Origin of the sequence: Colwellia marinimaniae (assembly GCF_002207865.1) — a bacterium.
GTDB lineage: Bacteria > Pseudomonadota > Gammaproteobacteria > Enterobacterales > Alteromonadaceae > Colwellia > Colwellia marinimaniae.
The window spans coordinates 32,516-56,854 of sequence record NZ_BDQM01000017.1; the positions used below are offsets into that span (position 1 = coordinate 32,516).

Annotated in this window: 20 protein-coding genes and 1 tRNA gene; 12 read left to right on the plus strand and 9 right to left on the minus strand. The window is 39.1% G+C overall.

Going from position 1 to position 24,339, the window contains the following annotated elements; translation table 11 throughout:
• Positions 1-419 precede the first annotated feature (419 nt).
• The 3 genes from MTCD1_RS11235 to MTCD1_RS11245 are packed head-to-tail and all read left to right on the plus strand — an operon-like array spanning position 420 to position 3,172.
• Positions 420-1,634 carry a PA0049 C-terminal domain-containing protein gene (locus MTCD1_RS11235; protein WP_057179672.1) on the plus strand — a complete coding sequence of 405 codons (1,215 nt, stop codon included), beginning with the start codon at positions 420-422 and terminating at the stop codon, positions 1,632-1,634.
• A 13-nt stretch (positions 1,635-1,647) separates the two neighbouring features.
• A complete protein-coding gene (locus MTCD1_RS11240) occupies positions 1,648-2,421 on the plus strand; it encodes a PepSY domain-containing protein (protein WP_231732956.1) in 774 nt (257 codons plus the stop codon).
• The gene (locus MTCD1_RS11245; protein WP_057179674.1) at positions 2,405-3,172 is read left to right on the plus strand and encodes a PepSY domain-containing protein; all 768 of its coding nucleotides are present in this window, start codon (positions 2,405-2,407) and stop codon (positions 3,170-3,172) included. The genes MTCD1_RS11240 and MTCD1_RS11245 overlap by 17 nt, the downstream gene beginning before the upstream one ends.
• 218 nt (positions 3,173-3,390) lie before the next feature.
• Here MTCD1_RS11245 and MTCD1_RS11250 read toward each other — a convergent pair whose 3' ends face one another.
• From MTCD1_RS11250 to pepA, 4 genes are all read right to left on the minus strand, one after another.
• Entirely contained in the window at positions 3,391-3,600 is a 210-nt protein-coding gene (locus MTCD1_RS11250; RefSeq protein WP_011041587.1) for a cold-shock protein, read from the minus strand.
• A gap of 477 nt (positions 3,601-4,077) precedes the next feature.
• Positions 4,078-6,948 (minus strand): valine--tRNA ligase, encoded by a 2,871-nt coding sequence (locus tag MTCD1_RS11255; RefSeq protein ID WP_057179708.1) that lies wholly within the window; start codon positions 6,946-6,948, stop codon positions 4,078-4,080.
• A 180-nt stretch (positions 6,949-7,128) separates the two neighbouring features.
• A complete protein-coding gene (locus tag MTCD1_RS11260) occupies positions 7,129-7,611 on the minus strand; it encodes a DNA polymerase III subunit chi (protein WP_057179675.1) in 483 nt (160 codons plus the stop codon).
• A 98-nt stretch (positions 7,612-7,709) separates the two neighbouring features.
• Complete coding sequence (gene pepA, locus MTCD1_RS11265) at positions 7,710-9,215, minus strand: leucyl aminopeptidase (RefSeq protein WP_057179676.1); 1,506 nt, start codon at positions 9,213-9,215, stop codon at positions 7,710-7,712.
• Between the two features lie 228 nt (positions 9,216-9,443).
• On the opposite strand from pepA, the gene lptF reads away from it, so the two are divergent.
• From lptF to lptG, 4 genes are read left to right on the plus strand one after another with little or no spacing between them, the layout of a single operon-like run.
• A complete protein-coding gene (lptF, locus tag MTCD1_RS11270) occupies positions 9,444-10,625 on the plus strand; it encodes an LPS export ABC transporter permease LptF (protein WP_057179677.1) in 1,182 nt (393 codons plus the stop codon).
• Complete coding sequence (locus MTCD1_RS22130) at positions 10,625-10,753, plus strand: hypothetical protein (RefSeq protein ID WP_268807355.1); 129 nt, start codon at positions 10,625-10,627, stop codon at positions 10,751-10,753. Before lptF ends, MTCD1_RS22130 begins: the two co-directional genes overlap by 1 nt.
• Positions 10,753-10,881, plus strand: coding sequence for a hypothetical protein (locus MTCD1_RS22135; RefSeq protein ID WP_257721032.1), 129 nt, complete (start codon positions 10,753-10,755; stop codon positions 10,879-10,881). The genes MTCD1_RS22130 and MTCD1_RS22135 overlap by 1 nt, the downstream gene beginning before the upstream one ends.
• Positions 10,881-11,948: an LPS export ABC transporter permease LptG gene (lptG, locus tag MTCD1_RS11275; protein WP_057179678.1), complete on the plus strand. Its 1,068-nt coding sequence runs from the start codon at positions 10,881-10,883 to the stop codon at positions 11,946-11,948. The genes MTCD1_RS22135 and lptG overlap by 1 nt, the downstream gene beginning before the upstream one ends.
• A 120-nt stretch (positions 11,949-12,068) precedes the next feature.
• Here lptG and MTCD1_RS11280 read toward each other — a convergent pair whose 3' ends face one another.
• Entirely contained in the window at positions 12,069-12,569 is a 501-nt protein-coding gene (locus MTCD1_RS11280) for an RDD family protein (RefSeq protein WP_057179679.1), read from the minus strand.
• Between the two features lie 400 nt (positions 12,570-12,969).
• On the opposite strand from MTCD1_RS11280, the gene MTCD1_RS11285 reads away from it, so the two are divergent.
• Complete coding sequence (locus MTCD1_RS11285; protein WP_057179680.1) at positions 12,970-13,407, plus strand: hypothetical protein; 438 nt, start codon at positions 12,970-12,972, stop codon at positions 13,405-13,407.
• A gap of 123 nt (positions 13,408-13,530) precedes the next feature.
• Here MTCD1_RS11285 and MTCD1_RS11290 read toward each other — a convergent pair whose 3' ends face one another.
• Positions 13,531-16,614 (minus strand): efflux RND transporter permease subunit, encoded by a 3,084-nt coding sequence (locus MTCD1_RS11290; protein WP_057179681.1) that lies wholly within the window; start codon positions 16,612-16,614, stop codon positions 13,531-13,533.
• A gap of 20 nt (positions 16,615-16,634) precedes the next feature.
• Positions 16,635-17,735, minus strand: coding sequence for an efflux RND transporter periplasmic adaptor subunit (locus MTCD1_RS11295; RefSeq protein ID WP_057179682.1), 1,101 nt, complete (start codon positions 17,733-17,735; stop codon positions 16,635-16,637).
• Positions 17,736-17,936: 201 nt separating this feature from the next.
• Here MTCD1_RS11295 and MTCD1_RS11300 point away from each other — a divergent pair, with 201 nt between their 5' ends.
• From MTCD1_RS11300 to MTCD1_RS11310, 3 genes are all read left to right on the plus strand, one after another.
• The gene (locus MTCD1_RS11300; RefSeq protein ID WP_057179683.1) at positions 17,937-18,557 is read left to right on the plus strand and encodes a TetR/AcrR family transcriptional regulator; all 621 of its coding nucleotides are present in this window, start codon (positions 17,937-17,939) and stop codon (positions 18,555-18,557) included.
• A gap of 17 nt (positions 18,558-18,574) precedes the next feature.
• Positions 18,575-19,699 (plus strand): DNA alkylation repair protein, encoded by a 1,125-nt coding sequence (locus MTCD1_RS11305; protein ID WP_057179684.1) that lies wholly within the window; start codon positions 18,575-18,577, stop codon positions 19,697-19,699.
• A gap of 509 nt (positions 19,700-20,208) precedes the next feature.
• Positions 20,209-20,293: transfer RNA gene (locus MTCD1_RS11310), tRNA-Leu, on the plus strand.
• A gap of 63 nt (positions 20,294-20,356) precedes the next feature.
• Here the strand turns inward: MTCD1_RS11310 and MTCD1_RS11315 are convergent.
• Positions 20,357-20,794, minus strand: coding sequence for a JAB domain-containing protein (locus tag MTCD1_RS11315; protein WP_057179685.1), 438 nt, complete (start codon positions 20,792-20,794; stop codon positions 20,357-20,359).
• Between the two features lie 146 nt (positions 20,795-20,940).
• Positions 20,941-21,384 carry a DUF6641 family protein gene (locus MTCD1_RS11320; RefSeq protein ID WP_057179686.1) on the minus strand — a complete coding sequence of 148 codons (444 nt, stop codon included), beginning with the start codon at positions 21,382-21,384 and terminating at the stop codon, positions 20,941-20,943.
• Between the two features lie 232 nt (positions 21,385-21,616).
• Between MTCD1_RS11320 and MTCD1_RS11325 the strand changes: the two genes are divergently transcribed.
• Positions 21,617-24,325 carry a class I SAM-dependent DNA methyltransferase gene (locus MTCD1_RS11325; RefSeq protein ID WP_057179687.1) on the plus strand — a complete coding sequence of 903 codons (2,709 nt, stop codon included), beginning with the start codon at positions 21,617-21,619 and terminating at the stop codon, positions 24,323-24,325.
• The last annotated feature ends 14 nt before the right edge of the window (positions 24,326-24,339 follow it).

Genomic DNA, 24,339 nt, shown 5'->3' on the forward strand with positions numbered 1-24,339 from the left:
CTGGTTAGTCATTGTAATTAAAGTTTAAACTTATAATAAAATAAAGTTTTATATTTTTTAATTTATATAGGTCCTTTATATAGCTACAATCGATAAAACTTTAGTGCTAGCCTAAGTGGTATTTACATACCAGTTACAAGGTATGCTTAATAGATGTTTACAATTGGCTCTGTTGTAGCTTGGTGTTGTTGAGTAAACGAGCGAGACGCATAAACCTCCATGGGGCTCCACACAAGCATCAGGACAGTGTGCTCCTGCACTGTCTAATAAGGGTATATCCATATACCGTCATGCTGGTGAAGCTCGATCTTATCACATCAGCAACACCTTCTTTTAAATCAGTGTGTTACATTATAGACAACAGTGTTCTACAACAGAGCCTTACAATTACATTTTTAACCTTGATATATTGGAGCCTTATGAGACTTTTGACCGTATTTTTATTTTCACTATCGACCGCTAGTCTAAGTGCAGTAGCTCTAGCATCTGTTGATAATCATTCAGATAGTAGCACCCAAATTACCTTAACCATTGAAGAGCAGCGTGTAGCAAAAGCGCAACTGGCTATGCCGGAGCTAACTGATTACTTTGACTGGTCTGCTTTTAAGGGGAATTGGTTAAAAGTTACCGGTTATGCTGTTGCTCAACGCGCGGTGAATCAACTGGGTGATGAACTTTGGCAATACAGCAAGGTTCAAGCTCAAAGTGGCAAGCTAGTAGATGACAGGCCTTTATACTGGACCAGGTTAGCTATGCTTTCCTTTATCAAAACTTCGCTTAGCAGCTTTACTACATCTGAGTTGGCTGTTTTATTGGAAGTTTTTGAAAATAGCTCTCGTGGCCGTAGTGATTTAGCTTATAGCAAGGCTACGGATAAGCGTATTTTATTAACCGGCTTCGACCCTTTTTTTCTTGATATAAATATTAAACAGTCTAATTCATCGGGTTTAGCCGCTTTATTACTTGATGGTACCGTTATCGAATATCAGGGCATCATAGCTGGGGTTAAAAAAACAATCACCGCAGAAATTAATACCGCTATGATACCGGTGCGTTATGGCGATTTTGATCAAGGAGAAATTGAAAGCCTACTGGCGCCTTTTTATGCCCTTAATAGTGTTGACTTGATTGCTACCATCTCAATGGGGCGTAGTGATTTTGATTTAGAGCACTTTCCAGGGCTAAGACGCAGTGCAACCGCACCTGATAATGTCAATGTTTATACTGGCGCTAATAAAACTAATCCCTTAGTACCAAGCTTACTTAGAGTGCCACTAAGGGGAGATGAATTTGTCTTGTTTAGTCTACCTTATCAAGCCATGATGAAAGCTAACGGCAAGTATAAAATTAATGATAATCGTGGCGTAACAATACTCGAATCAGGTAAAGCGAAAGATATTAGCGCCAATAGCTTAAGGGAACTTAGCGATAAAGTGTCAGTGCAGGGCGGCGGCGGTGGCTACCTTTCTAATGAAATTTCTTATCGTAGTATTGTGCTGCGTAATAAGCTTGATTCAACTATTCCCACCGGCCATATCCATACCCCGCGTATAAGTGATTTTGATGGTAAAACAAATCAAGCTATTATTGAACAAATAAAGGCAATGTTAGTTAATGCTTTAAGCGAAATTTAGGCGTTTATCCTCAGTGACATTACATCGTAACAGTCGGAAATATCATAAATGGTTGATGTTATTTGTTGGCCTGCAATTTATCGTTTGGTCCGCTTCCGGGACTTATATGGTGTTAATGGATATTGATTATATTCATGGTGATTCCTTTGTTGCAGCAAAAAAACAAAGCTTAAAGCCAGAGAAAGTTCAATATAGCTTTCGGCAGTTATTGGCAGAGCATGCTCAGGCCAAAAATATCGAACTTGGTTTTATGTTAAAGCAAGCGGTCTACCGTTTTAGCCTTAATAAAGAAAAAGTGATCATCTCTGCCAAAGATGGTCAGCAACTTTCGCCGATCAATAAGAGCCTAGCGACTGAAATTGCCAAGCAAAACTATGCGCATAAAAATGCAGTGATCAGTAGCGTGCAGTTAATTACAGCAGAGCCACCCAGAGAGCTAAGTACTCGCCACCTGCCGGTGTGGCGTATCGATTTTGATCACTTTGCTAGCCCAAGTTTTTATATTAGTGCCAACTCTGCTCAGCTAGTGACCAAGCGGCATAGCTTTTGGCGAATATTCGACTGGATGTTTGCTTTTCACGTGATGGACTATATTGATGAATCGCCAGACAATAAACTATTACTTATTGTCTCTGTATTGGCTTTTATCGCCAGTATATTTGGCCTAGTACTGACTTACTATCGTCTTGCTCCTGCACAGAACAAGCGTAATAAAGGCAAGTCTCGTCGAGTTAAGCTAAGTCAAAGCAAATCTAGGGAGAGGGCAGCTAATGAAAAAACCGAATAACAAACGTTCTAAATTATTCACGCTTTCGACAATCAAGTCACTGCATAAGTGGTTATCCTTACTGGTCTTTATGCAGTTATTTATTTGGCTTGGCACTGGGTTATTTTTTAACTTGATGGATCATGATAAAGCGGGTGGGAATCAATATAGGCAAGCATTAGTTAGCCAGGATATAGATCATCACCGCTTGCTTAACCCTCAACGGGTGTTAAGAGCCAGTAATTCACCTGCTAGCGAGATAACCTTGGTGCAGCGACTTGGACAGCCATATTATTTACTAACCCATGATAAAGGTTTATATAGTCATTTTGACAGTCACTTTAGCTTAGTTGATGCTTATACGGGCACAGTTAAGGAAATAGATATTGACATGGCATCAGCGCTGGCACAATCGAGTTACCGTGGCTCAGGAAAAATAGCTGAGGTATTGCTGGTTATGCCACCCATTGCTGATTTTTTAAAGGAGCAGAATAATTTATGGCGAGTAAACTTTATTGATGAACTGGATACCAGTGTCTATATAAATGCTAGCTCCGGTCGTTTAGTGGGCCACAGTAATGAAGATAAACGTTTTGTTGATTTTTTCTTTATGCTGCACTTTATGGATTACCCAATTCTTTGGGGAAAGCCTAGTGGCGGTTTTAATCATTGGCTGATCAGCTTTTTTGCCATATTAACTTTTTTGTTCTGTTTAACCGGTTTGATTTGGACTGTGCAGTTATTAATAAAAGGACGGTATAAGGTGAGCTAGAGTCGTCAAGGAGTCTTTGGCGGTAAGGGGATTGATTGTTGAGGCAGTAGAACTTTACACAGCAATCACGGTAGGTAAGCTAATGAGCTAAAGTCGCCGAGGTAATACAGAAACATTTAAGTAGAGCAGGAAGGGAGAAATAAAGCAACAGACACAAAAAAACGAAGGACGAGTTAAACTCATACTTCGTTTTTTTAGATTAGCTTAATAAGTTAAACTTATACAGCTAGTACGTTTTCTGCTTCAGGGCCTTTTTGACCTTGTTTAACAGTAAAAGTAACTGCTTGACCGTCAGCTAGAGTACGGAAACCGTCTCCAGAGATAGCGCTGAAGTGAACAAACACGTCAGGACCATTTTCTTGCTCTATAAAACCGAAACCTTTAGTTTCGTTGAAAAATTTAACTTTACCAGTAACTGTATCAGACATACTAACATTTTCCCGTAGTCATAAAATAATAATGTGGCTCTAGTCCAAAATGGCTAGAATCCGTTTTTACCCGAGTAAATGCCCTCTACCAAAAAGTACAGGAAGAGGAAGGAAACAAACCAATATTCGACACAATCATTGTTTCAAACAATAGTTTGCATTGTTTAAATCCGCCTGTGTAGAATATTCAAGTATATCAGTACACTTTAGTGCATCAGATAGAAAACCTACAACAAAAGTCAGTATAAACCTTCATCTGCAACGCAAGAACTCAACGCAAAAGTAGTCTAGCATAGTTATTTTTAATATGCTTTATAAAAAACTGGATTAGTTCAACATTTCTTAGTTTTAAATGAGAGTAGTTATCAAAGTTACTGGCAATACAGTGATGGGATATCTGAGCAGGGGGGGGGGGAATAAAAAAGTGACAACTCGTTAGACCAGTTGTCACTTTTTAAACTTGAGTACTGTTATAAATTAGAGTGCGGCTATTTGCTCTTTTTGCTCAAGCATTTTGGCAAGAGCCGATTCAGCTTCGGCCAATTTTGTCTTTTCTTTTTCAATAACCGCTGCTGGTGCTTTACCAACAAAGTTCTCATTACTAAGCTTACCACGTGTTCTCGCCGCATCTTTTTCAAGCTTATCCATGGCTTTATCTAAACGAGCTAGCTCAGCTTCTTTATCGATTAAACCTGCCATTGGTATAAGTACCGTTAGCTCACCGATAACCGCTGATGCTGACGCTGGACCTTGTTCGTTGTCAGCTAATAGAGTAATACTGTCAAGTTTGGCTAGTGTTAATAAAAATTGCTCGTTGTTGCTTAAACGACGTTGATCCTCTTCGCTAACGTTTTTAAGCAATACCGGTAATGCTTTACTGGGTGATATATCCATTTCGCCACGGATATTTCGAATGGCAACAATAAATTGTTTGACCCACTCTAAGTCATCAATAGCTTGTTGATCGCACTTACTCTCATCAAACTGAGGGAATGCTTGAATCATAATAGAATCACCAACCTTGGCAAAGTCGCTTAATGGCTGTACACGCTGCCAAATAGTTTCCGTGATAAAGGGCATAATGGGATGCATTAAGCGTAATAAGCTTTCCAATATATTGACTAAGGTATGACGAGTACCACGTTGCTGTGCTTCATTACCTTTGAATAATACCGGCTTGGTTAACTCTAAATACCAGTCACAAAATTGATTCCAAGTGAATTCGTAAAGCGCTTGTGAAGCTAAGTCAAAGCGGAATGAGTCAAAGGCTTCATGAACAGTTTTAACTGTTTGCTCAAATTGGCCGATGATCCAACGATCAGCCAGTGATAATTCCATTGCTCCCCTAGCTCCATTCTCTGAAGCTTGACCGCAATCGAATTCCTCGGTATTCATCATGACATAACGACTAGCATTCCATAATTTATTGGTAAAGTTACGGTAACCTTCAAGACGCTTCATATCCCAGCTAATATCACGGCCAGTGGTGGCAACTGAGGTTAAGGTGAAACGTAGCGCATCAGTACCGTGCGCTTCAATACCGTTTGGATATTCTTTTTTCGTTAGTTTTTCAATTTTAGCGGCCATTTTTGGCTGCATCATATTGCCGGTACGTTTTTTTAATAGATCTTCAAGAGAAATACCATCAATCATGTCTAATGGATCAACCACATTGCCTTTAGATTTACTCATTTTATCGCCATTTTCATCGCGAATAAGACCGGTCATATAGATTTTTTTAAATGGAATTAGTGCTTTACCGTTTTCATCTTTGTTAAAGTGCATGGTCATCATGATCATACGGGCAACCCAGAAGAAAATAATGTCAAAACCTGTTACCAGTACATCGGTAGGGTGGAAAGTTTTTAAGTCTTCAGTCTCTTTTGGCCAACCTAGGGTTGAGAAGGTCCACAGTGCAGATGAGAACCAGGTATCAAGTACATCCTCATCTTGGCGTAGTTTCATGTCGTCGCTAATGGGGTTATTAGCACGTACTTCTGCTTCATTACGACCAACATACACTTTACCGTTCTCGTCATACCAAGCTGGGATTCGATGTCCCCACCACAGTTGGCGTGAAATACACCAATCTTGAATGTTGTTCATCCACGCGAAATACATGTTTTCGTATTGTTTTGGTACAAATTCAATTCGACCATCTTTCACGGCATCAACGGCAGGACCTGCTAGCTTTTCTACCCGCACATACCATTGGTCTGTTAATAATGGCTCAATAATAACACCAGAGCGATCGCCGTAAGGGGCAACTAAATCATGATCTTTAACTTCAACCAATAAACCGAGTTCATCAAATTTAGCAACAATGGCTTTACGGGCAACAAAGCGGTCCATACCGGCAAATTCGCTAGGTAATTCAGTGCTGTAAACATCAGAAATTTCGCCTTTGGTATCATATACTTCAGCGTTGGCTAAAATAGCGGCATTTTTATCTAGAATATTGATTTGTGGTAGCGCATGACGTTTACCCACTTCATTATCGTTAAAGTCATGAGCGGGAGTGATTTTCACACAACCTGTACCCTTGTCCATATCGGCATGGTCATCACCAACAATGGGAATTAAGCGATTCACTAAAGGCAACAATATTTTTTTACCGATAAGATCTTTATAACGTGGATCTTTAGGGTTAACGGCAACGCCAGTATCACCTAACATGGTTTCTGGACGGGTAGTGGCAACCACTAAGTAATCAAGGCCTTCGGCAGTTTTTTCGCCATCAGCTAATGGATAGCGCAAGTGCCACATGTGACCCTTTTTATCTTTGTTTTCTACTTCTAAATCTGAAATAGCGGTATGTAATTTAGGATCCCAGTTAACTAAACGTTTACCACGATAAATTAAATCATCTTCGAATAAACGCACAAATACTTCTTGTACCGCTTCTGACATACCCTCGTCCATGGTAAAACGTTCACGGCTCCAATCAATGGAGTTACCTAAGCGACGCATTTGTTTACTTATGGTGCCACCAGACTCTTCTTTCCACTGCCAAATTTTATCGATAAAACCTTCACGACCATAATCATGGCGAGTTTTGCCTTCTTCGGCGGCAATTTTACGTTCAACTACCATTTGTGTCGCTATACCGGCATGGTCGCAACCTGTTTGCCATAAGGTGTTTTTACCTTGCATACGTTGGTAGCGAATCAGGGTATCCATGATGGTTTGCTGAAAAGCATGACCCATATGTAAGCTACCCGTCACATTGGGTGGCGGAATCGCAATGCTGTAACTGTCACCTTTACCTGTAGGGCTAAAGTAACCTTGCTCTTCCCAGCTAGTATAAAGGGACTGTTCAATGTCGGTCGGGTTAAAGGTTTTTTCCATCATAGTTTCCGCTAATAGGTTTAATAGTTGTTCGTTGTTTTGCTGTCGTACTCTTTATCAGTAAAAGCTTATCAGTTAAGCTCAACAAGGCAAAAGTGCAGCAAAGTAAAATTCATTGTTTATGGTATTTGTGTAAGCTTTCGAGCTGGTCTTGGTGTTTATCTTTGTGCAAGGTGGCAGCTACTTAGTGGCTTCGCTTGAGACATCGCTTGGCACGGTTACCGCTTGGTTATCTACTTGAAAACCCCATTGTCGGCAAGTTTTAAAGCGTTCTCTCGCTTGTTGCTTAAGTGTTTCATCACTAGGTACAAAATCAACGATAAATTGAAATTGATTAGCAAAGTTAGGCACAGTACTGGTCAAGTTAATAAGCACAGAGCGACGCCCTTGCGGTGCTTGAAAACCTATTTCAACAGCTGCGCCTTGTTTTGGACCTTCACCAACGAGGTTGTGCGGGACAAAACTGTCGCTATCAAATGCCCACAGCATTTCATCAATTTGTTCAGCATGTTGCTGGTCTTGTGTATAGATATAGACCCGCTGCTTTTGCCGATAAAAATAGCTGGCTTGCAAACAGGCATGATAGAGCGCAGAACGAGACTCTTGGTCCGAGTCGTCTGTTACCTCATCTTTAAGTAGATAAAACATTACTTGGGTTTGCATGTCATTAGCCTAAGTTAATTTGTAGTAGTGGCTTTAACCGCGATTAAGCTCATACTTGTGTATGAGCGTGACAATCGGGAATAAATTCCCTGCTACAATTACTCGCCTTGTTCTTGACCGGCACGGTTAAGCAAAAATTGCGTTAACATGCTTACCGGGCGACCTGTTGCACCTTTGTTTTTACCACTGCGCCATGCGGTGCCAGCAATATCTAGATGTGCCCAGTTATATTTTTTAGTGAATTTTGATAAGAAACAAGCGGCGGTAATGGCGCCGGCCTCTTTGCCACCTAGATTGGTAAAGTCAGCAAATGGGCTATCAAGTTGATCTTGATAATCATCCCATAACGGCATGCGCCATGCTCTGTCACCACTTTGCTCTGAAGCATTTAAAAGCTCATGGGCAAGCGGGTTATGACTAGTGAATAAGGCAGTAGCGTGTGCACCAAGTGCAACAACACAAGCACCGGTTAAGGTAGCCACATCAATTACTATATCAGGGTCAAAACGCTCAACATAGGTAAGCGCGTCACATAATACTAAGCGGCCTTCGGCGTCGGTATTCAATACTTCAACCGTTTGACCCGACATAGTGGTTAATATATCACCTGGGCGGTAAGCGTTACTGCTTGGCATGTTTTCACATCCGGCTAAAATACCGATAACATTGATTGGTAGGTTAAGCTCGGCTAATGCATGCATAGCACCCAATACACTGGCAGCACCACCCATATCATATTTCATTTCATCCATGCCAAGGCCTGGTTTTAATGAAATACCGCCACTGTCAAAGGTTAAACCTTTACCGATTAAAACTAATGGTTTCGAGTCATCCTTTGCGCCATCATATTTAATAATACTCATCAATGATTCATTCGCTGAACCACGACCAACGGCAAGGTATGAGCCCATACCAAGTTCTTCCATTTCTTTTTCGTCAACAATGGTGGTGGTTATCTTGTCATAATCAGTATCAAGAATCTTCGCTTGCTCAGCCAGATAAGCTGGATTACAAATGTTTGGTGGCATGTTAGCAACATTTTTACAGGTAGTAATACCTTCAGCAATGGCTAATGCATGGGTAACGGCACGTTCGCCAATAGGCAGTTCACGGCGAGTTGGCACATTAAAAACAATTTTACGTAAAGGGCGTCGTGGCTCGGCAATGCGAGTTTTTAAACTATCAAAGCTGTATAAGGCATCTTGTGCCGCTTCTACTGCTTGACGTACTTTCCAGTAAATATCACGGCCTTTAACATGTAACTCGGATAGGAAACATACCGCTTCCATAGAACCTGTTTCATTTAAGGTATTAATTGTTTTGGTAATTATTTGACGATATTGACGTTCATCAAGCTCGCGTTCTTTACCACAACCGACTAATAACACCCGTTCACTTAAGATATTAGGCACATGATGTAATAATAACATCTGTCCTGCTTTACCTTCTAAATCACCCTTACGTAAAAGGTTGCTAATGTAGCCTTCACTTATTTCATCAAGCTGCTCTGCGGTACCGCTAAGTCTGCGTGGCTCAAAAACACCAACAACAATACAAGCGCTACGTTGTTTTTCGGGACTGCCGCTTTTTACACTGAACTCCATGACTTTTCCTTTTACAATTTTATAGGGTAATTATTTAGCTTAACTTGCTAAAATAAGTAAAAAATAGCACTCTTGTCTATTCAATTGATATCGCTAAGGGCTATAATTATAGTCGCACTCATCAATATTAGTTACTCACTGACTATATAGTTTACTTATGAAAACGACAAGTTTACTCAATATTTGCCAATATGTCAGAAAAAAACTAAGTTTTTACGGGATCTTTTTGTGATCATTTTTCGTTATTTATTAAAAGAAGTCGCCAAAACACAATTAGCAGTATTTTTTGTGTTAATGACTATTTTTATCAGTCAAAAATTTGTCCGTGTGCTCGGTGATGCGTCAGAAGGCAGTATACCAGGGCAACTAGTGATGACTTTTATCGCTTTGAAAATCCCCGACCTTGCTGGTTTTATTCTGCCACTAAGCTTATTCTTAGGGGTGTTACTTGCTTATGGCCGGATTTATGCGGACAGTGAAATGACAGTGTTACACGCCTGTGGTGTCAGCGAGTGGTATGTCGTCCGAGTGACGTTAGTACTGGCAGTTATTACCGCCATTGTTACCGGTATTTTCACTTTATACCTTGCGCCCCTGGCCTCTGAATATCAATATCAAGTAAAAGAAGAACTTGCCGCCGACTCTGGCTTAAGTGCCCTAGTTTCAGGACGTTTTCAGCAAACGGGTAATCAAGATGCCGTGGTATTTATTCATGATAAAGATCGAGAGACCAATAGCTTTAATAAAGTTTTTGTCGCCCAGTTACCCAAGGGTGAGCATAGTGGCGCAAGCATTATCAATTCAAGTTTAGTGTACGCTAGAACAGGCCGAGTATATGAAGATGAATCGGGCTCACAACAGCTAGTACTAGGTGATGGTATTCGTTATCACAGAGATGCTGATAGCGGTGAATTCCAGTCAGTGGCCTTCGACAAATACTATATTCAAATTAAAGATCAAGAAGTTGAACATCAACATCGTAAGTTAAGTGCGTTAACCACGCTGGAGTTATATAACAATGATAACCCAGAGTTAGAGTCAGCTTACCGCGCTACTATTCAATGGCGAATGTCTTTTCCTTTAATTTGTATCATTCTCATTTTTATTGCCGTGCCATTAAGTGTAGTCAACCCTAGGCAGGGTAAATTTGGTAAGTTGCTGCCCGCTTTAATGTTATTTTTAGGATATTTATTATTGTTAACGTCAATGCGTTCAGCCATAGAAAAAAATGCCATTCCTAGTGTTATTGGCTTATGGCCAGTACATATTAGTGCCTTATTTATCGGTATAATGCTGTTAATGAAGGAGCGTAGTACTGGGCGAATTATCAAAGCAAAACTACCTAGCTTTAAACTACCTAGCTTTAAACGTAAAACTAAAGCTAAAAGCAGTCAAGGTAAGGGTAATTAATGCGTATTCTTGCTTTATATATTGGTCGTTTTACTCATAATAGTGCTGCTACTATTTTTATTCCCCTAGCCGTATTTATTAGCGTCAGTGGCATCATTAAATTTGTCTTACAAGGTAAGGGTAATTAATGCGTATTCTTGCTTTATATATTGGACGTTTTACTCATAATAGTGCTGCTACTATTTTTATTCCCTTAGCCGTATTTATTAGCGTCAGTGGCATCATTAAATTTGTCGAACAAGGTAAGGGTAATTAATGCGTATTCTTGATTTATATATTGGACGCATCATAGCTTCTACTACTTTTACTACCTTAGCCGTATTTGTTAGCGTCAGTGGCATCATTAAATTTGTCGAACAAATGCGCGCTATCGGACGTGGTGATTACGATCTTGCCCACGCCGCCTTATATGTACTTCATATGGTACCACGTGATGTGGAAGTGTTTTTTCCTATGTCAGCGCTTATTGGCGGCTTAATTGGCATGGGCATGTTAGCCAGTAATAGTGAGCTGGTGGTGATGCAAGCAGCAGGTTTATCAAAGTTAGATATTATTAAGTCAGTAATGAAAACAGCCATTTTATTGATTATTGTTAGTATGGCTATTGGCGAGTGGTTAGCGCCAAGTGGTGAAGCTAAAGCCCGAGAAATTCGTGCACAAGCTATTTCTGGCGGCAGTTTAATTTCAGCTAAAAATGGTGTCTGGGCAAAAGACGGTGATTACTTCGTCAATATAGGTGAAGTAATGGATAAAGGTCGATTAAAAAATATTCAAATATATGGTTTTAATGAGCAATTAAGAATTGATAGTTGGATTGCGGCTAAAAGTGCCATTTATCAAAATGATGCTTGGCTGCTCTCGGATGTTGAGGAGTTTATATTGCTTGAAGATGAAATTATTACGAAGAACTACAGTCAAAAAGTTTGGAAATCGTCGTTAACACCGAAAAAGCTAGGGGTGGTGACCGTTACTCCCGAGTCACTTTCTTTACGAGGTTTGATTGATTATTTAGATTATTTAGAGGCTAATGAACAAGACACTAGCCGCTATGAACTCGCTTTTTGGCGAAAACTAATGCAACCATTGACGGTAGCGGTAATGCTGCTGGTGGCACTGTCGTTTGTTTTTGGTCCGCTTCGCTCAGTTTCTATGGGGGCGCGCATTATGATGGGGGTTTTTACCGGTATTCTATTTTTCATTAGTAATGAAGTATTGGGCTCGATGAGTTTGGTCTATCAACTTCCGCCAATACTGGGGGCAACGATGCCGAGTTTGCTCTTCATTAGCGCTGCTTGGTACTTTATCAGTAAGAAACCCAGCTAACAGCTCAGCGCTTAATTTTTCGCTATTAACCGGTTAATCAATTAGGGTTAATAGCGAAAATGTCGATAAAGATAACTTACCTTAGACTAGTTAGGTTAAAGGAAAAGCCCCGCTAAGCTGTTATAAACGACCTCGGTTAGCCTCTAGCGATAACACCACAACTTCTGTGTTAGTTAATCTATCTTGTAAGCTCAGTTTGTTTTTTCTATCAAAAGCAACCAAAATAGTACCTAAACCGAATAACGTTGGTACTAGTCGTTTAATGCCAGTGTTTATACTTAACAGTGAACCATCAAGGTTTTGTACGCGTAAACGCCATGCTTTCATCCCTAATGTTTGGCCACTCTTACTCCAGAAATAAACAAAGAAAAAACTGACCCAAGCCATTTTCCATAATTCATTAGGCCACTTTAACCAAGCCGTATTGGCTATGGTATCGGAAAAATGTTGTTGGCCTTGCATATCAAATAAGCCAAAATGATGCCCAATAAACATTAATAAAAAACTAAAGGCTCCAGCTGCCATATAAACAGCAAAAGCGATAAGAAAGTCATAGACCCATGAGCCGAAGCGACGTCTAAAGCCAGCGCGAGGAAAAATTACAGGTGTGGTATCAGTCATTGAACCTTCTATATATTAAGTTATTGCAAATTTAAACAGCGGAAAATAATTTTTGTAGTTTAACAAAATTTATCTTAATTGAGTATCCCTATGAGCTAGGGTAGAGTCGGGAAGTATTCAACCCGCTAGGTTTATCTGTGGTGTCATTGTATTAAACGTCAAGGAGCAAGTACTGGCCTAGTTAATTAATGAGTAATAAAAGCAACTAAGCTCGGACATTTTGTAAATATAGTGTTACTAATTGGTTGTCTTATGCGTTTTAGTTATATACGACTCTGCTCACATTGATGTCGGCCGCTACTTGATTAGTATATAATCTGCGCAAACTATAGCTGTTGCCATTTAGCGACAGATACAAACATACAATCATAGAAAGTAGCTATCAAAGAAAAGGGCTAGCATGAGTAGTAAATTTTTATCTGGAAGTGCATTTATTGTTGCCGTACTTATAACCGTGCCAACATTAGCCGAGCAAATCGGCGTTACCCGAGCAGACGCTGACACTCTAAGCCGTGTGGCCGTTGGCGGAGACATCGTTATAGCTGGCAATGTTAGCATAATTGATAATGCTAGCCTCAATGTTACTAAAACTGTCCAAGAGCAACCTACTCGTGCCCGGGAATTGGTTTCCCTAGATAAAGTGATGAATAGTGGTGGCGAAATCACCTCTGCGGTAAATGGTCAAGTTGCAGCTCAGCTCAGTCAAGTAAAGAAGACGCAAATACTTACTCCCATTAGTATCTGGTTATTTGTTTTAGCTATGACCTTAGTTTATGTCAATAGAAAAACGCTGTTGCCAAAACAGCTTACAATGTTGAAAAAGCCTGCTAAAAAGTAAGTTTTAGATAGCGAACGACTTAATTAAAAAGCCACTTTTTTTGTCAGGTATTCCTGGTCAAAGAAGGTGGCTTTTTTGTTGGTATAGTATTTTGCTTGCTAATTCCTTAGCAAGCCAGGCTATTTAGGCTGAACTTGGCTGAGTCGCCTTAATTTTATAAAAGCCACAATACAGTGCTGGTACTACCGCTAAGGTTAAAATGGTACCTATGCCTAAGCCAAACGCAATCACATTTGCCATACCGTAAAACAAGGGATCTTTACCGATAATTAACGGCAATAATCCCATCACGGTAGTGATAGTGGTCATGGCTATGGGGCGTAACCTAGTTAAACAGGCATCAATCACAGCCTGATAGTCAGACTTACCTGCCGCGGTTTCTATTTGAATTCTATCAATCAATACTATGGCGTTATTAATAATGATACCGGCTAGGCTGTACAGCCCTAGGGTAACCATAAAGCCAAAGGGTGCCTGCATCAGAAATAAACCTAATACTGCACCAATAAACGCTAATGGAATGGTAAGGGTGATCACTGCTGCTTGTCTAAAAGAATTAAATTGTGCCACTAGCAACATCAAAACAAGTCCTAATACTATCGGCATACTTGCCCCTAAGGCCTTTTGAGCCTCTCGAGAGTCTTTAATTACCCCATCATATTCAATAATATGGTTAACCGGTAAGTCGAGTTTTAGCGCTTGAATTCTAGCATCGATTAGCGATTTTAAGTCTTCTGCTGCCATCTCTGTATTTCGAGCTTGAATACTCACGGTTCTAAATAAATCTTCATGTTGAATAATAGAAAATTGATTATTGGGTGCCAGTTCAGCCACTTGAAATAACGGTACACTTTTTCCTGTTTTTTCAGAATAGATGGTGAGGGTCCTTAACCGGTCTAAGTTTTCTCGTTCAGCTTGCTCGGCTCTGAGGATCACTGGAATAATTTCATCACCTTCACGGTACTCAGTGATTTGTGTACCGGAAAAATAGGTTTCCAGTGCTTGCGCTATTTCAGATGAAGTGAGTCCTGAGCGTTTTGCTCTGTGTTGATCAATTTTCACATCAATTTTAACAATCAGGTTTTCCCAGTCGGTTCTGATATCTATGGTGTTTGGTGTGTCATGGAGTACATCCATGATCTGTTGGGCTTTTCTATAGATGACATTTTTGTCTGGGCCCTTTACCTGAATCTTAATGGTATTGGAATCTGATGGCCCTAAAAACATCTTACTTACCCGAGCCGATACATTAGGGAAGTCATGCTCTATATCACGGCCTAACATGAGAACCTTAGCGGAAATATCGGTTTCATCTTTTACATTGAGTACAATAAAACCTTTATTTTTCGCAGGGTCTTCCGGCGCTAATGACATCACGAAACGTGGACCACTAAAACCAACATAACCAGAGTAGCTGTCGATAAAGGCAAAACGTGTTTTGTTATCTAACCATGAGAATATCTCTTTCATCTGGCGGTTAGTTTCTTTTGAAGACGTGCCATTAGGTAAGTCGATATTGATAATAATTTGTGTACGATCAGAGTCGGGGAAAAACTGCTTTGAAACCGAGCCCATGGCTATTATAGAAATAACAAATAACATCAGCATAGCGCTGATAAACAGTGCTTTATGTCTTAATAACCAATGTAAAAACATTTCGTAGTAGCGATAAAATTTTCCGGAAATAGCATCTTTATTGTTGGTCAGTAAAGCCTTACCATCAGATTTTTTTGGTGGCTTAATGAAAAAATAACATAATAATGGCGTGACACATAAGGCTAATATCCAGCTGGTTAATAAGGTAATTAAGATCACCAAAGAAATAGAGCGGGTATATTCACCAGCAACATGCTCAGCCAGCATTAGGGGTAAGAAAAATAAAATTGTGGTGACAGATGAACTCAGTAGGGGAATGGCTAATTCTTGACTGCCTTGTAACATAGCATCATAACGGGCAATGCCTTTTTCGATACGACGCTTAAAATCTTCTGCGATAACAATGCCGTTGTCTACCAATAAACCTAAGGAAATAATTAAAGTCGCTAAGCTCATACGCTCTAATTTCATATCGGCAAATTGCATTATGGTGAGTGTAGTAAGCATAACAAAGGGCACAATAGCGCCAACAATAAGTCCTACTCGCAGTCCTAAAAATAAAATAACCACCACCAATACAATCGCCAGTGTTTGCAATACATTAACCGAGACACCTCTAATGGTTTTCTCTACCTGCTTGGCTTGGTAAGTGGCAACATTGATGGTATATCCTACCGGTAAGGTGCTGGCTACTTCATCCGATTTCTTCATCATTCGCGGGGCAAATTCTAATAAGTTAAATTCGGGTAACTTTGAAATCGCAAAAAATATTGCCGGTTGGCCATTAAAGTAGGCAAGTTTATCAGGGGGATCAATATAGTCTCTGCGCAGGGTGACAATATCTTTTAGCGCGATAAAATTTTCGCTATCAGGGATGTTGATATAGGTATTGCCAATATCTACTATGCTATCAAAGTTACCGGAAGGCTCTACGATAAAACTGATGGCTCCCGTGTCTATTTGCCCGCCTGAGCTAATAATATTTTGATTTTTCAGCTCCATTATTAACGCCTTGGGCGAGATGCCCAGTTGCGCTAACTTGGCATTAGACACTTCTAGGAAAATTCGCTCTTCTTGACGGCCAAGAATTTCAATTTTTTTAGTGCCTGGCACGCCATATAAACTATCACGTATATGTTGGGCAATATCATACATTTCACCCATGCCAAAACCGTCGGCGGTTAAGGCTAGAGTGATAACCGAGACATCACCAAATTCATCATTAACATGAGGAGTATGTGTTCCTGAGGGCATTCTTTGATGGGCTGCCGTGGTTTTATTACGTACGTTTTGCCATATATCGTCAAGGTTAAAATAACGGTCATAAACTTTGACATGAATAATGGATAAACCTATGGTGGAGGTTGATTTAATTTCCTCAACTTCAGGGATTTTTCGTAGCTCTTCTTCCAGTTTTTTGGTGATAAGTTGTTCAATTCTGTCAGGAGACATACCGGGGAAAGAGGTACTGATAATAGCTTCACGTATGGTGATAGTGGGATCTTCTTGCGCAGGCAAGGTGAAGTAGGCAAACACACCATTAACTAACATAACACCAAGCAGTAAAAAAACACTTTTACGATACTTAAAGGCGATTTTGGTTAAATTCATTATTATTCCTTAGGCTCGGCTTAGTTAAATCGCTTAGTTTTAGCGTCTAGCAAGCTAACTTTTTGGCCATCTCTAAGGAAGGCAACTCCGGCTGTGGCGATTATGTCACCCGACTGTAATCCAGCAGAGATATATACTTGGTTGTTTAAGATGTTTTCTGTTTTTATTTCTATACGATGAACTACTTTTTCATCGGTGTTATAGACAAAGACAAAAACCTTTTGCTCTAGTCCGGCGCTAATGGCGGTAAGTGGTATCTTGATTGCAGGACCTTTATGTCCTGATCTGCCTATACCCTCAAAAATAAACTCTACTTCAGCGGTCATGCCGGCGCGTAATAAAGGGTTATTACCTTGCAATACTACGGTGACTGGAAAGGCGTTGGCAGACTCTGCTCTGGTACCTATTTCGGTGATACGACCCTTCATTTTGATATTAGGCAATACCGGAAATCTTATTGGTAAAATGGCATTTTGGGTTAATTCTTGAATTAAGGTTTCGGGCACCATAATCTGAATTTCTAGGCCATGTTTACCTTCAATTTCAAAGACCGATTGGCCGGAAGTAATCTGCTGAGACGGCTCAAATAATCGTCGGGTAATAATGCCATCATAAGGCGCACGTAAAATGCTGTCTTGTAGGTTTTTATTGGCAATATCTAATTGTGCCTGTGCAACAGCGACGGCACTATTATTGGCATCATAATTTGCTTTAGCATTATCAAAACCTGATTGTGAAACAACGCCCTGTTTTAGTAAGGTTTGATAACGAGCATAAGTATTTTTAGCATCGGCTAAACTCACTTTTGACTGTTGATATTTTGCCTTAGCGGATTGCAGCTCTAAGTTAAAACTACGTTTATGTAAATGTGCTAAGGGCTGACCTTTACTGACATGTGCACCCAAGTTAACGTTAACCTGCTCAATTTTACCGCTAACTTCAAAGCTAAGTGTAGTGGCTTCAACGGGAGCAACAATACCGGATAATACCCGTATTTGTTCTAGTGTGGAAAGACTTACTTGTGTCCATTTAATGGGGCGAATGGCTGTTTCAATTTGCTTAGTTTGTTCATTACACCCTAGGAGAAATAGGGCGATAAAAAGTAGCGATATGGTGCGCATGGTTGTTCCTTCATTCACTCTTGTCTTGATAGCATTATAGGCAAAAGTATATTGTTCAAAGTATTATCAAAAGTATTGTTGTAACCCAGTAGGTTAGCTTGATAATGCCAGCAGATTGACAAATGGTACTGCTCAGTACCGAAATAGTTTGGTACTATGTAGTACCAATGTCAACCCTATTTAATGTTTACGGTAAAAATAATGGCAAAACCTGTTAGCGAAGAAAATGAAACCTTAAGTGATCGAGGCCTGTTAATACGGGACGCGGCTGAGCAGTTGTTTTTCCAACACGGTTTTGATGAAACCTCTCTAGAAATGATCATCAACGAAACTGGAGGTTCGCGTCGTTCTATTTATAATGAATTTGGTAATAAACAAGGATTATTACTCGCGGTTGTTAATAGGCAAGTATACAAACAAGCCCATACATTAACCGATATTCACCGTGAATTGTCAGCCAAAGCTGCGCTTAATGATGTGTGTTTTCGCTTTGCCCAAGGCATGTTATCACCAACAATGATGTCGCTATTTCGCTTAGTGGTACAACAGGTGGTTAAATTTCCAGAGTTGGGTGAGGTCATTAATCAAAGAGGGCGGATAATGGGGATTTTACCTTTAGCCGATTACTTGTACTGGTTAACTGAGCAGCAAGTATTAACCATAGAGGATTGTCATTTTTCTGCGCAAATGTTGATAGAAATGACCAAAGGGCCATTACATACCCAGGCCTTATTGTTACCAAACACAGTAATCACCGATGATGAAATAAGACAACAAGTGCATAGCGCAGTGGATATTTTTTTCAAGGCACATCAAATATAAAAGAGTATTAGAGGACCATGGCGGCACAAAGGTTAATGAAAGACGGCTTAAATACGGCCTCGGCACAGCGAATTGCCCAGGCAATAAATCAGGTTTATCCTGAATTTAATGTCGAGCAATTTATAGCGCAAATTGACTCGGGCTTAGCGGCCCTAGAATTAAAGCAGCGGGTAAACCATTTTATTGCGGTATTAGCCAAGCACTTGCCGCAAGACTTTATCGCCTGCCATAAAATTTTAACTCAACTTAAACCCCATTGGGATCACGGCGACCCTGATGATGCCCTACGTTCATTTGCCGCTTGGCCAGTAACCGACTTTGTCGCCAAATATGGCCTAGACTTTCCCGAGCTGGCATTTGACTGTTTACATTATCTAACCAGCTTATTTTCGGCTGAATTTGCCATAAGGCCGCTGATTGAAAAGTACCCTGATTTATCGGCTAAATATTTACGCCAGTGGGTAACAGATGATGATTACCATGTCAGGCGCTTAGCCTCTGAAGGAACACGACCTCGTTTACCTTGGGGCATAAGGTTACAGCGTTTTTGTCAGGATCCCAGCCCCAATTTATGGTTATTAGAGCAATTAAAAGATGATGACAGTGAATATGTGCGCCGCTCGGTCGCCAACCACTTAAACGATATTGCCAAAGATAACCCTGATATTGTTATTGATATGTGTAAACGTTGGCAACAAGACGCCTCCACTAAGACCCAATGGGTAATTAAACACGCTTGTCGCAGCTTAATTAAATCAGGCAACCCCGAGGTATTTCCACTGCTTGGCTTTACTGAGTTTCCTAACGTTATTCTAGAAAAGTTTTCTCTAATAAATACAGAGCTAACACTGGGTGATGTTTTATCTTTTAGTGTGCAGCTAACTTCAAGCTCAAACAGTACGCAAAAACTGGCCATTGATTTTGTTATTTACCATATGAAAGCGAATGGTAAATTATCAGCCAAAGTATTTAAATTGAAAGAAATAACACTAAATAGCAAAGAGAGCATTAGCTTAACCAAACATCACACCATTAAGGCCATCACCACACGCAAGTATTATTCGGGTGCTCATAAAATTGCCATTCAGGTCAATGGTCGAGAAGAAGTCATAAAAGACTTTAAACTTACTGTTCCTGACTAGTCATGGCCGAACAATGGCTAGTAACATCCGCATTGATGTTATGCCAGGCAATCGGTGCAATTGGCTTTATGTTAGGGCATAACCTCATGAATTGCTGAGCTGTTGAGCTAAGTAAATGTCTAAATAGCATAAATAAACAACAGTCAGTGATAATGCTGAGAAAACTAGTTGCTTACTGAACTCATTTTCGTATAATGCCAGCCTCTTTAGCCGCAATGTTAAAGTTACTGTGTCGCCGGAGTTATAGAATTGGTAGATACGGCGGGAATTCAAAATCCTTTGCTTGCAAGCATCAATTTTGAAGTTATAGAAAAGAAATGCCAGCGTGATGAAATTGGTATACATGGGGGATTCAAAAAGCACAGCGTCTTCGATGTGAGGTTTGATAAGTCTTTGAAAATCAAGCGTATAGTGGTAACATCATTACCGCGATTTACTTGCAAAGTTTTGCAAAGTTATTTGGAACGATTCAGAAAACTTTGCAAAGCTTAAACAGCTTGAATTCCTTTGCCCGAGTGGTGGAATTGGTAGACACGCCGGATTCAAAATCCGGTTTCGAAAGAAGTGACGGTTCAAGTCCGTCTTCGGGTACCAAAATTTAAAAGCCCTGTTCTTAATTGAACGGGGCTTTTATTTTTATAATTCAATATATTAGTCTTACATTTTACCTATTTGTTTTAAGCTCACAAAGTCGCTATCTCCAATAATAATGTGATCTAGTACATCAATACCAAGCAGTTTGCCGCACTCTACAATTTTACTAGTAATAGCTATGTCACTTTTGCTAGGGTCTGGATACCCTGATGGGTGGTTATGTACAAGTATCACTGCGGGCGCATTTAATAACACGGCAGTTCGTAGTACCTCGCATGGGCGAAGTTTAATACTGTTCACTGTGCCAGTTGCCACAGTTTCATAGTTCATAATACCATGTTGATTATTCAAGTTGATAACTATGAATTTCTCTTTAGCTTCATACTTTAAGAAGTTAAAGGCGGCGTAAACAAGTTCAGGTGACTCTAATTTTTGACCTGTTATGTCACAGCTAACTTCTGTGAATTTATACCGCACTTCAATTTCTCTAAGGATTGCCATTTACGGCAAATCCTTTTTCTTACCAGTTTTACAAACACTACATATATTAGGATTAGAACAGCGTACGCATTCAACTGTGTAGCAACGTTCGCATTTTTTGAGGTTCGCCCACTCGTTACACATCGGGCATCTGCCTAGGCGAGCCATTATTTTTTACCTACACGTTTAATTGTTGCCAATTGAGTATCCAACTCTCCGGCTTCAACAGCACCTATTAGGCTTTGTATAACGCTCGTTAAGCGTCTTTTTTCACCAACTACTACCGTTGCTTTACCTTTTGAAGCTTCAAGAGGTTTACTACCGTATTTTAGATCGAAATAATAAATATCGCTTATCGAATAAAACCAAGATCGGATTCGCTTTGGTATTTTTACTTTATCTTTAATTCCTGTTTCTTGGTCAGTAACCCATTGCTCTTTGTAGGCGGTAAAAACTTCATTTTCTATTAAGCACTTTGCCATTTCGAGTTGAATATTTAGTCTTGAAACTAACTTTCCTCTACGTTGTAAAATAGGGTCTGTATGTTTTTTTATAGGTCTGATGGTGAATTCTAATGTACTCAAAACCGATTTATTTCTAGATGTTGCCATTTGTACTTCCTTTGGTTGATTTTTATACAAACTGTAAAGTCAGTCGTTCGTGAAGAGCAACCGATTAAGAAAATCTTATGCATCATTTATTGAGTTTTAAATACAGGTAATCTAAGATGAAAACCTTATATAGGGCTGTTACTTATCCAAGGGAGGTTCAGCCTAAAATAATCAATAAAAATACAGTAGCTAATCGATCTAATCAAAAGCGACAATTAAAAGGATATATAAAGTGCCACTTAGCTGGAATGAAATACGAGAACGAGCAGTAGAATTCTCAAGAGAATGGAAGTCCGCAAAGAGAGAAAATGCCGAATCACAGACATTTTGGAATGAATTTTTCAAAGTTTTTGGTATTTCTAGACGGCGTATTGCGACTTTTGAAGAGCCTGTAAAGAAGTTAAGTGGTAAGCATGGGTTTATTGATTTATTTTGGAAAGGCGTTTTACTTGTAGAGCACAAATCAAGAGGTAAAAATCTCGACAAAGCTTACTCTCAAGCTCTTGAGTACTTTGACAGCTTAAAAGAATACGAATTACCGAAATTTGTACTTGTTTCAGACTTTGAAAATTTTCGATTACATGATTTAGATGAAAATAAAGAGTATGAATTCAAATTATCAGAATTAGAAGAAAACATTCATTTGCTTGGTTTTATTGCCGGATATACGCAAAAAACACACAGAGATGAGGTCCCTGTAAATATAGTTGCAGCTGAAAAAATGGGAAAACTGCATGACGATCTTTTGAATGCTGGATTTCAAGGACATGAGCTAGAAGTTTTTCTTATGCGTTTGCTATTTTGCTTATTTTCAGATGATACGGGACTATTCGAAAAAAATATATTTGCTGATTACCTGAGAGATAACACAAAAGAGGATGGATCTGATCTTGGCGAGAGACTAGCATCAATCTTTCAAACTTTAGATAAGGAAGTTGATAAAAGACAACAAAATATAGATGTTTTATTAAACGAATTTCCTTATGTGAATGGTTCTTTATTCAAAGAAAGGTTAGAAACAGTACATTTTAATAGTAAACAGCGGGAAACTTTGTTGGAATGTACAGGATTCAACTGGAGCAGTATCTCGCCTGCTATTTTCGGTTCAATGTTTCAGTCTGCTATGGATCCAAGTAAACGTAGGGAACTGTCGGCTCATTACACTTCTGAATCAAACATTCTAAAAGTCATAAATTCGCTTTTTTTAGATGAACTCGAAACTGAGTTTGCTCAAATAAAACTAATAAAAAGTGGAAAAATTAAACACCTTAAGAATTTCCAGTTAAAAATTGCCAATCTTAAGTTTTTTGATCCTGCATGTGGTTGTGGTAGTTTTTTAATCATGACTTACAGAGAGTTACGAAAGCTAGAAATTAATATTTTGTTAGAAGCTCAAAAAACACGAGGCTTTGAAGATGACATGTCTTCTATAGTAAGTATTGGGCAGTTTTATGGTATTGAGAAAGAAGAGTTTCCAGCAAAAATAGCAGAAACTGCATTGTGGCTGACAGATCATCAAATGAATAATGAATTGTCAAAAGTATGTTCTATTCAGAGAAGCTCCTTACCGCTTAATCGAACAATGTCTATTAAACATGACAACGCTTTAACAGTCGAATGGGAAAGTATAATTCCAAAAAATGAAGTGAATTTCATTTTTGGAAACCCACCATTTAAAGGTGCTGGGGATAGACAAAAATCACAACAAAGAACAGAAATAAAAAATATTTACCCAGGTAAGACAGGTGCAGGTAAGCTTAATTATGTAGCTGGATGGTTTTTACTCGCTTCTCAATATATTCAAGGAACAAATATAAAAGTTGCCTTTGTAGCAATTAATTCAGTAACCAAAGGAGAGCAGGTAGGCATACTTTGGAACACACTACTAAATCTATACAATATTAAAATCAACTTTGCCCATCGCTCATTCAAATGGAAAAATGAAGCACGTAAAAATGCAGGAGTTCATGTTGTAATTATTGGGTTTTCATTAAATCACTGCTCCAATAAATTTATTTTTGATTATCCGGATCCTAGTGGATTACCTCAAAAAATAAAAGTAAAGAAAATTAGTCCTTATCTTATTGAAAGTAACAACACCCTAATTATAAGCAGAACAGCACCAATTTGCCCTGTTCCAACAATAAGGAAAGGAAACCAACCAACAGATGGTGGTAATCTCATATTTTCTGACAAAGAAAAAATAGAAATAATTATAAATGAACCTAATGTAAAACCTTACATAAAAAGGTTAATGGGATCTGAAGAACTATTGCATGATGTTAAACTTTGGTGCTTATGGCTAGTGGATGCATCACCAAAAGAATTGAAATCACTTAAGATAGTACAAAAGCGATTGAAAATCGTAAAGGCATTAAGAGAATCGAGTTCAGACAAGGCAACCATTAAAAGAGCTGCTACTCCCGGATTATTTAGGGAACAAAATAACCCCGCAAGTTATCTTGCAATACCTACAACGACAAGTGAAAAAAGAAAATATTTAACAGTGAAATTTTTAAATGGTACTATCATTCCTAATAATAATTTGTTTATTATGCCTAATGCTGAATGGTGGCATTTTGGGATAATAAGTTCCACTATGAAAAGAGTTTGGACTGAACACGTTTGTGGTAGAACAGATAATAGAAATCGGTATTCGAAGAATATAGGTTTTAACAATTTTCCATGGCCAGAAAATGTTGCTGCTAAATTAAAAGAGGAAGTGGAAAAAGCAGCTAAAGAAGTTTGCAAAACTAGAAGCAACTACCCAAACGATAGTTTAGCTGACCTTTATAATCCAGTGCTTATGCCGAAAAAACTTGTGGATGCACATAGAGAGCTAGATAAATTAGTAGAGAAATGTTATCAAAAATCTACGTTTAAAGATGACTTTGATAGACTTGAACTACTGTTTGAACTTTATGAAGAATACACAAAATAACAATTCATATTAAA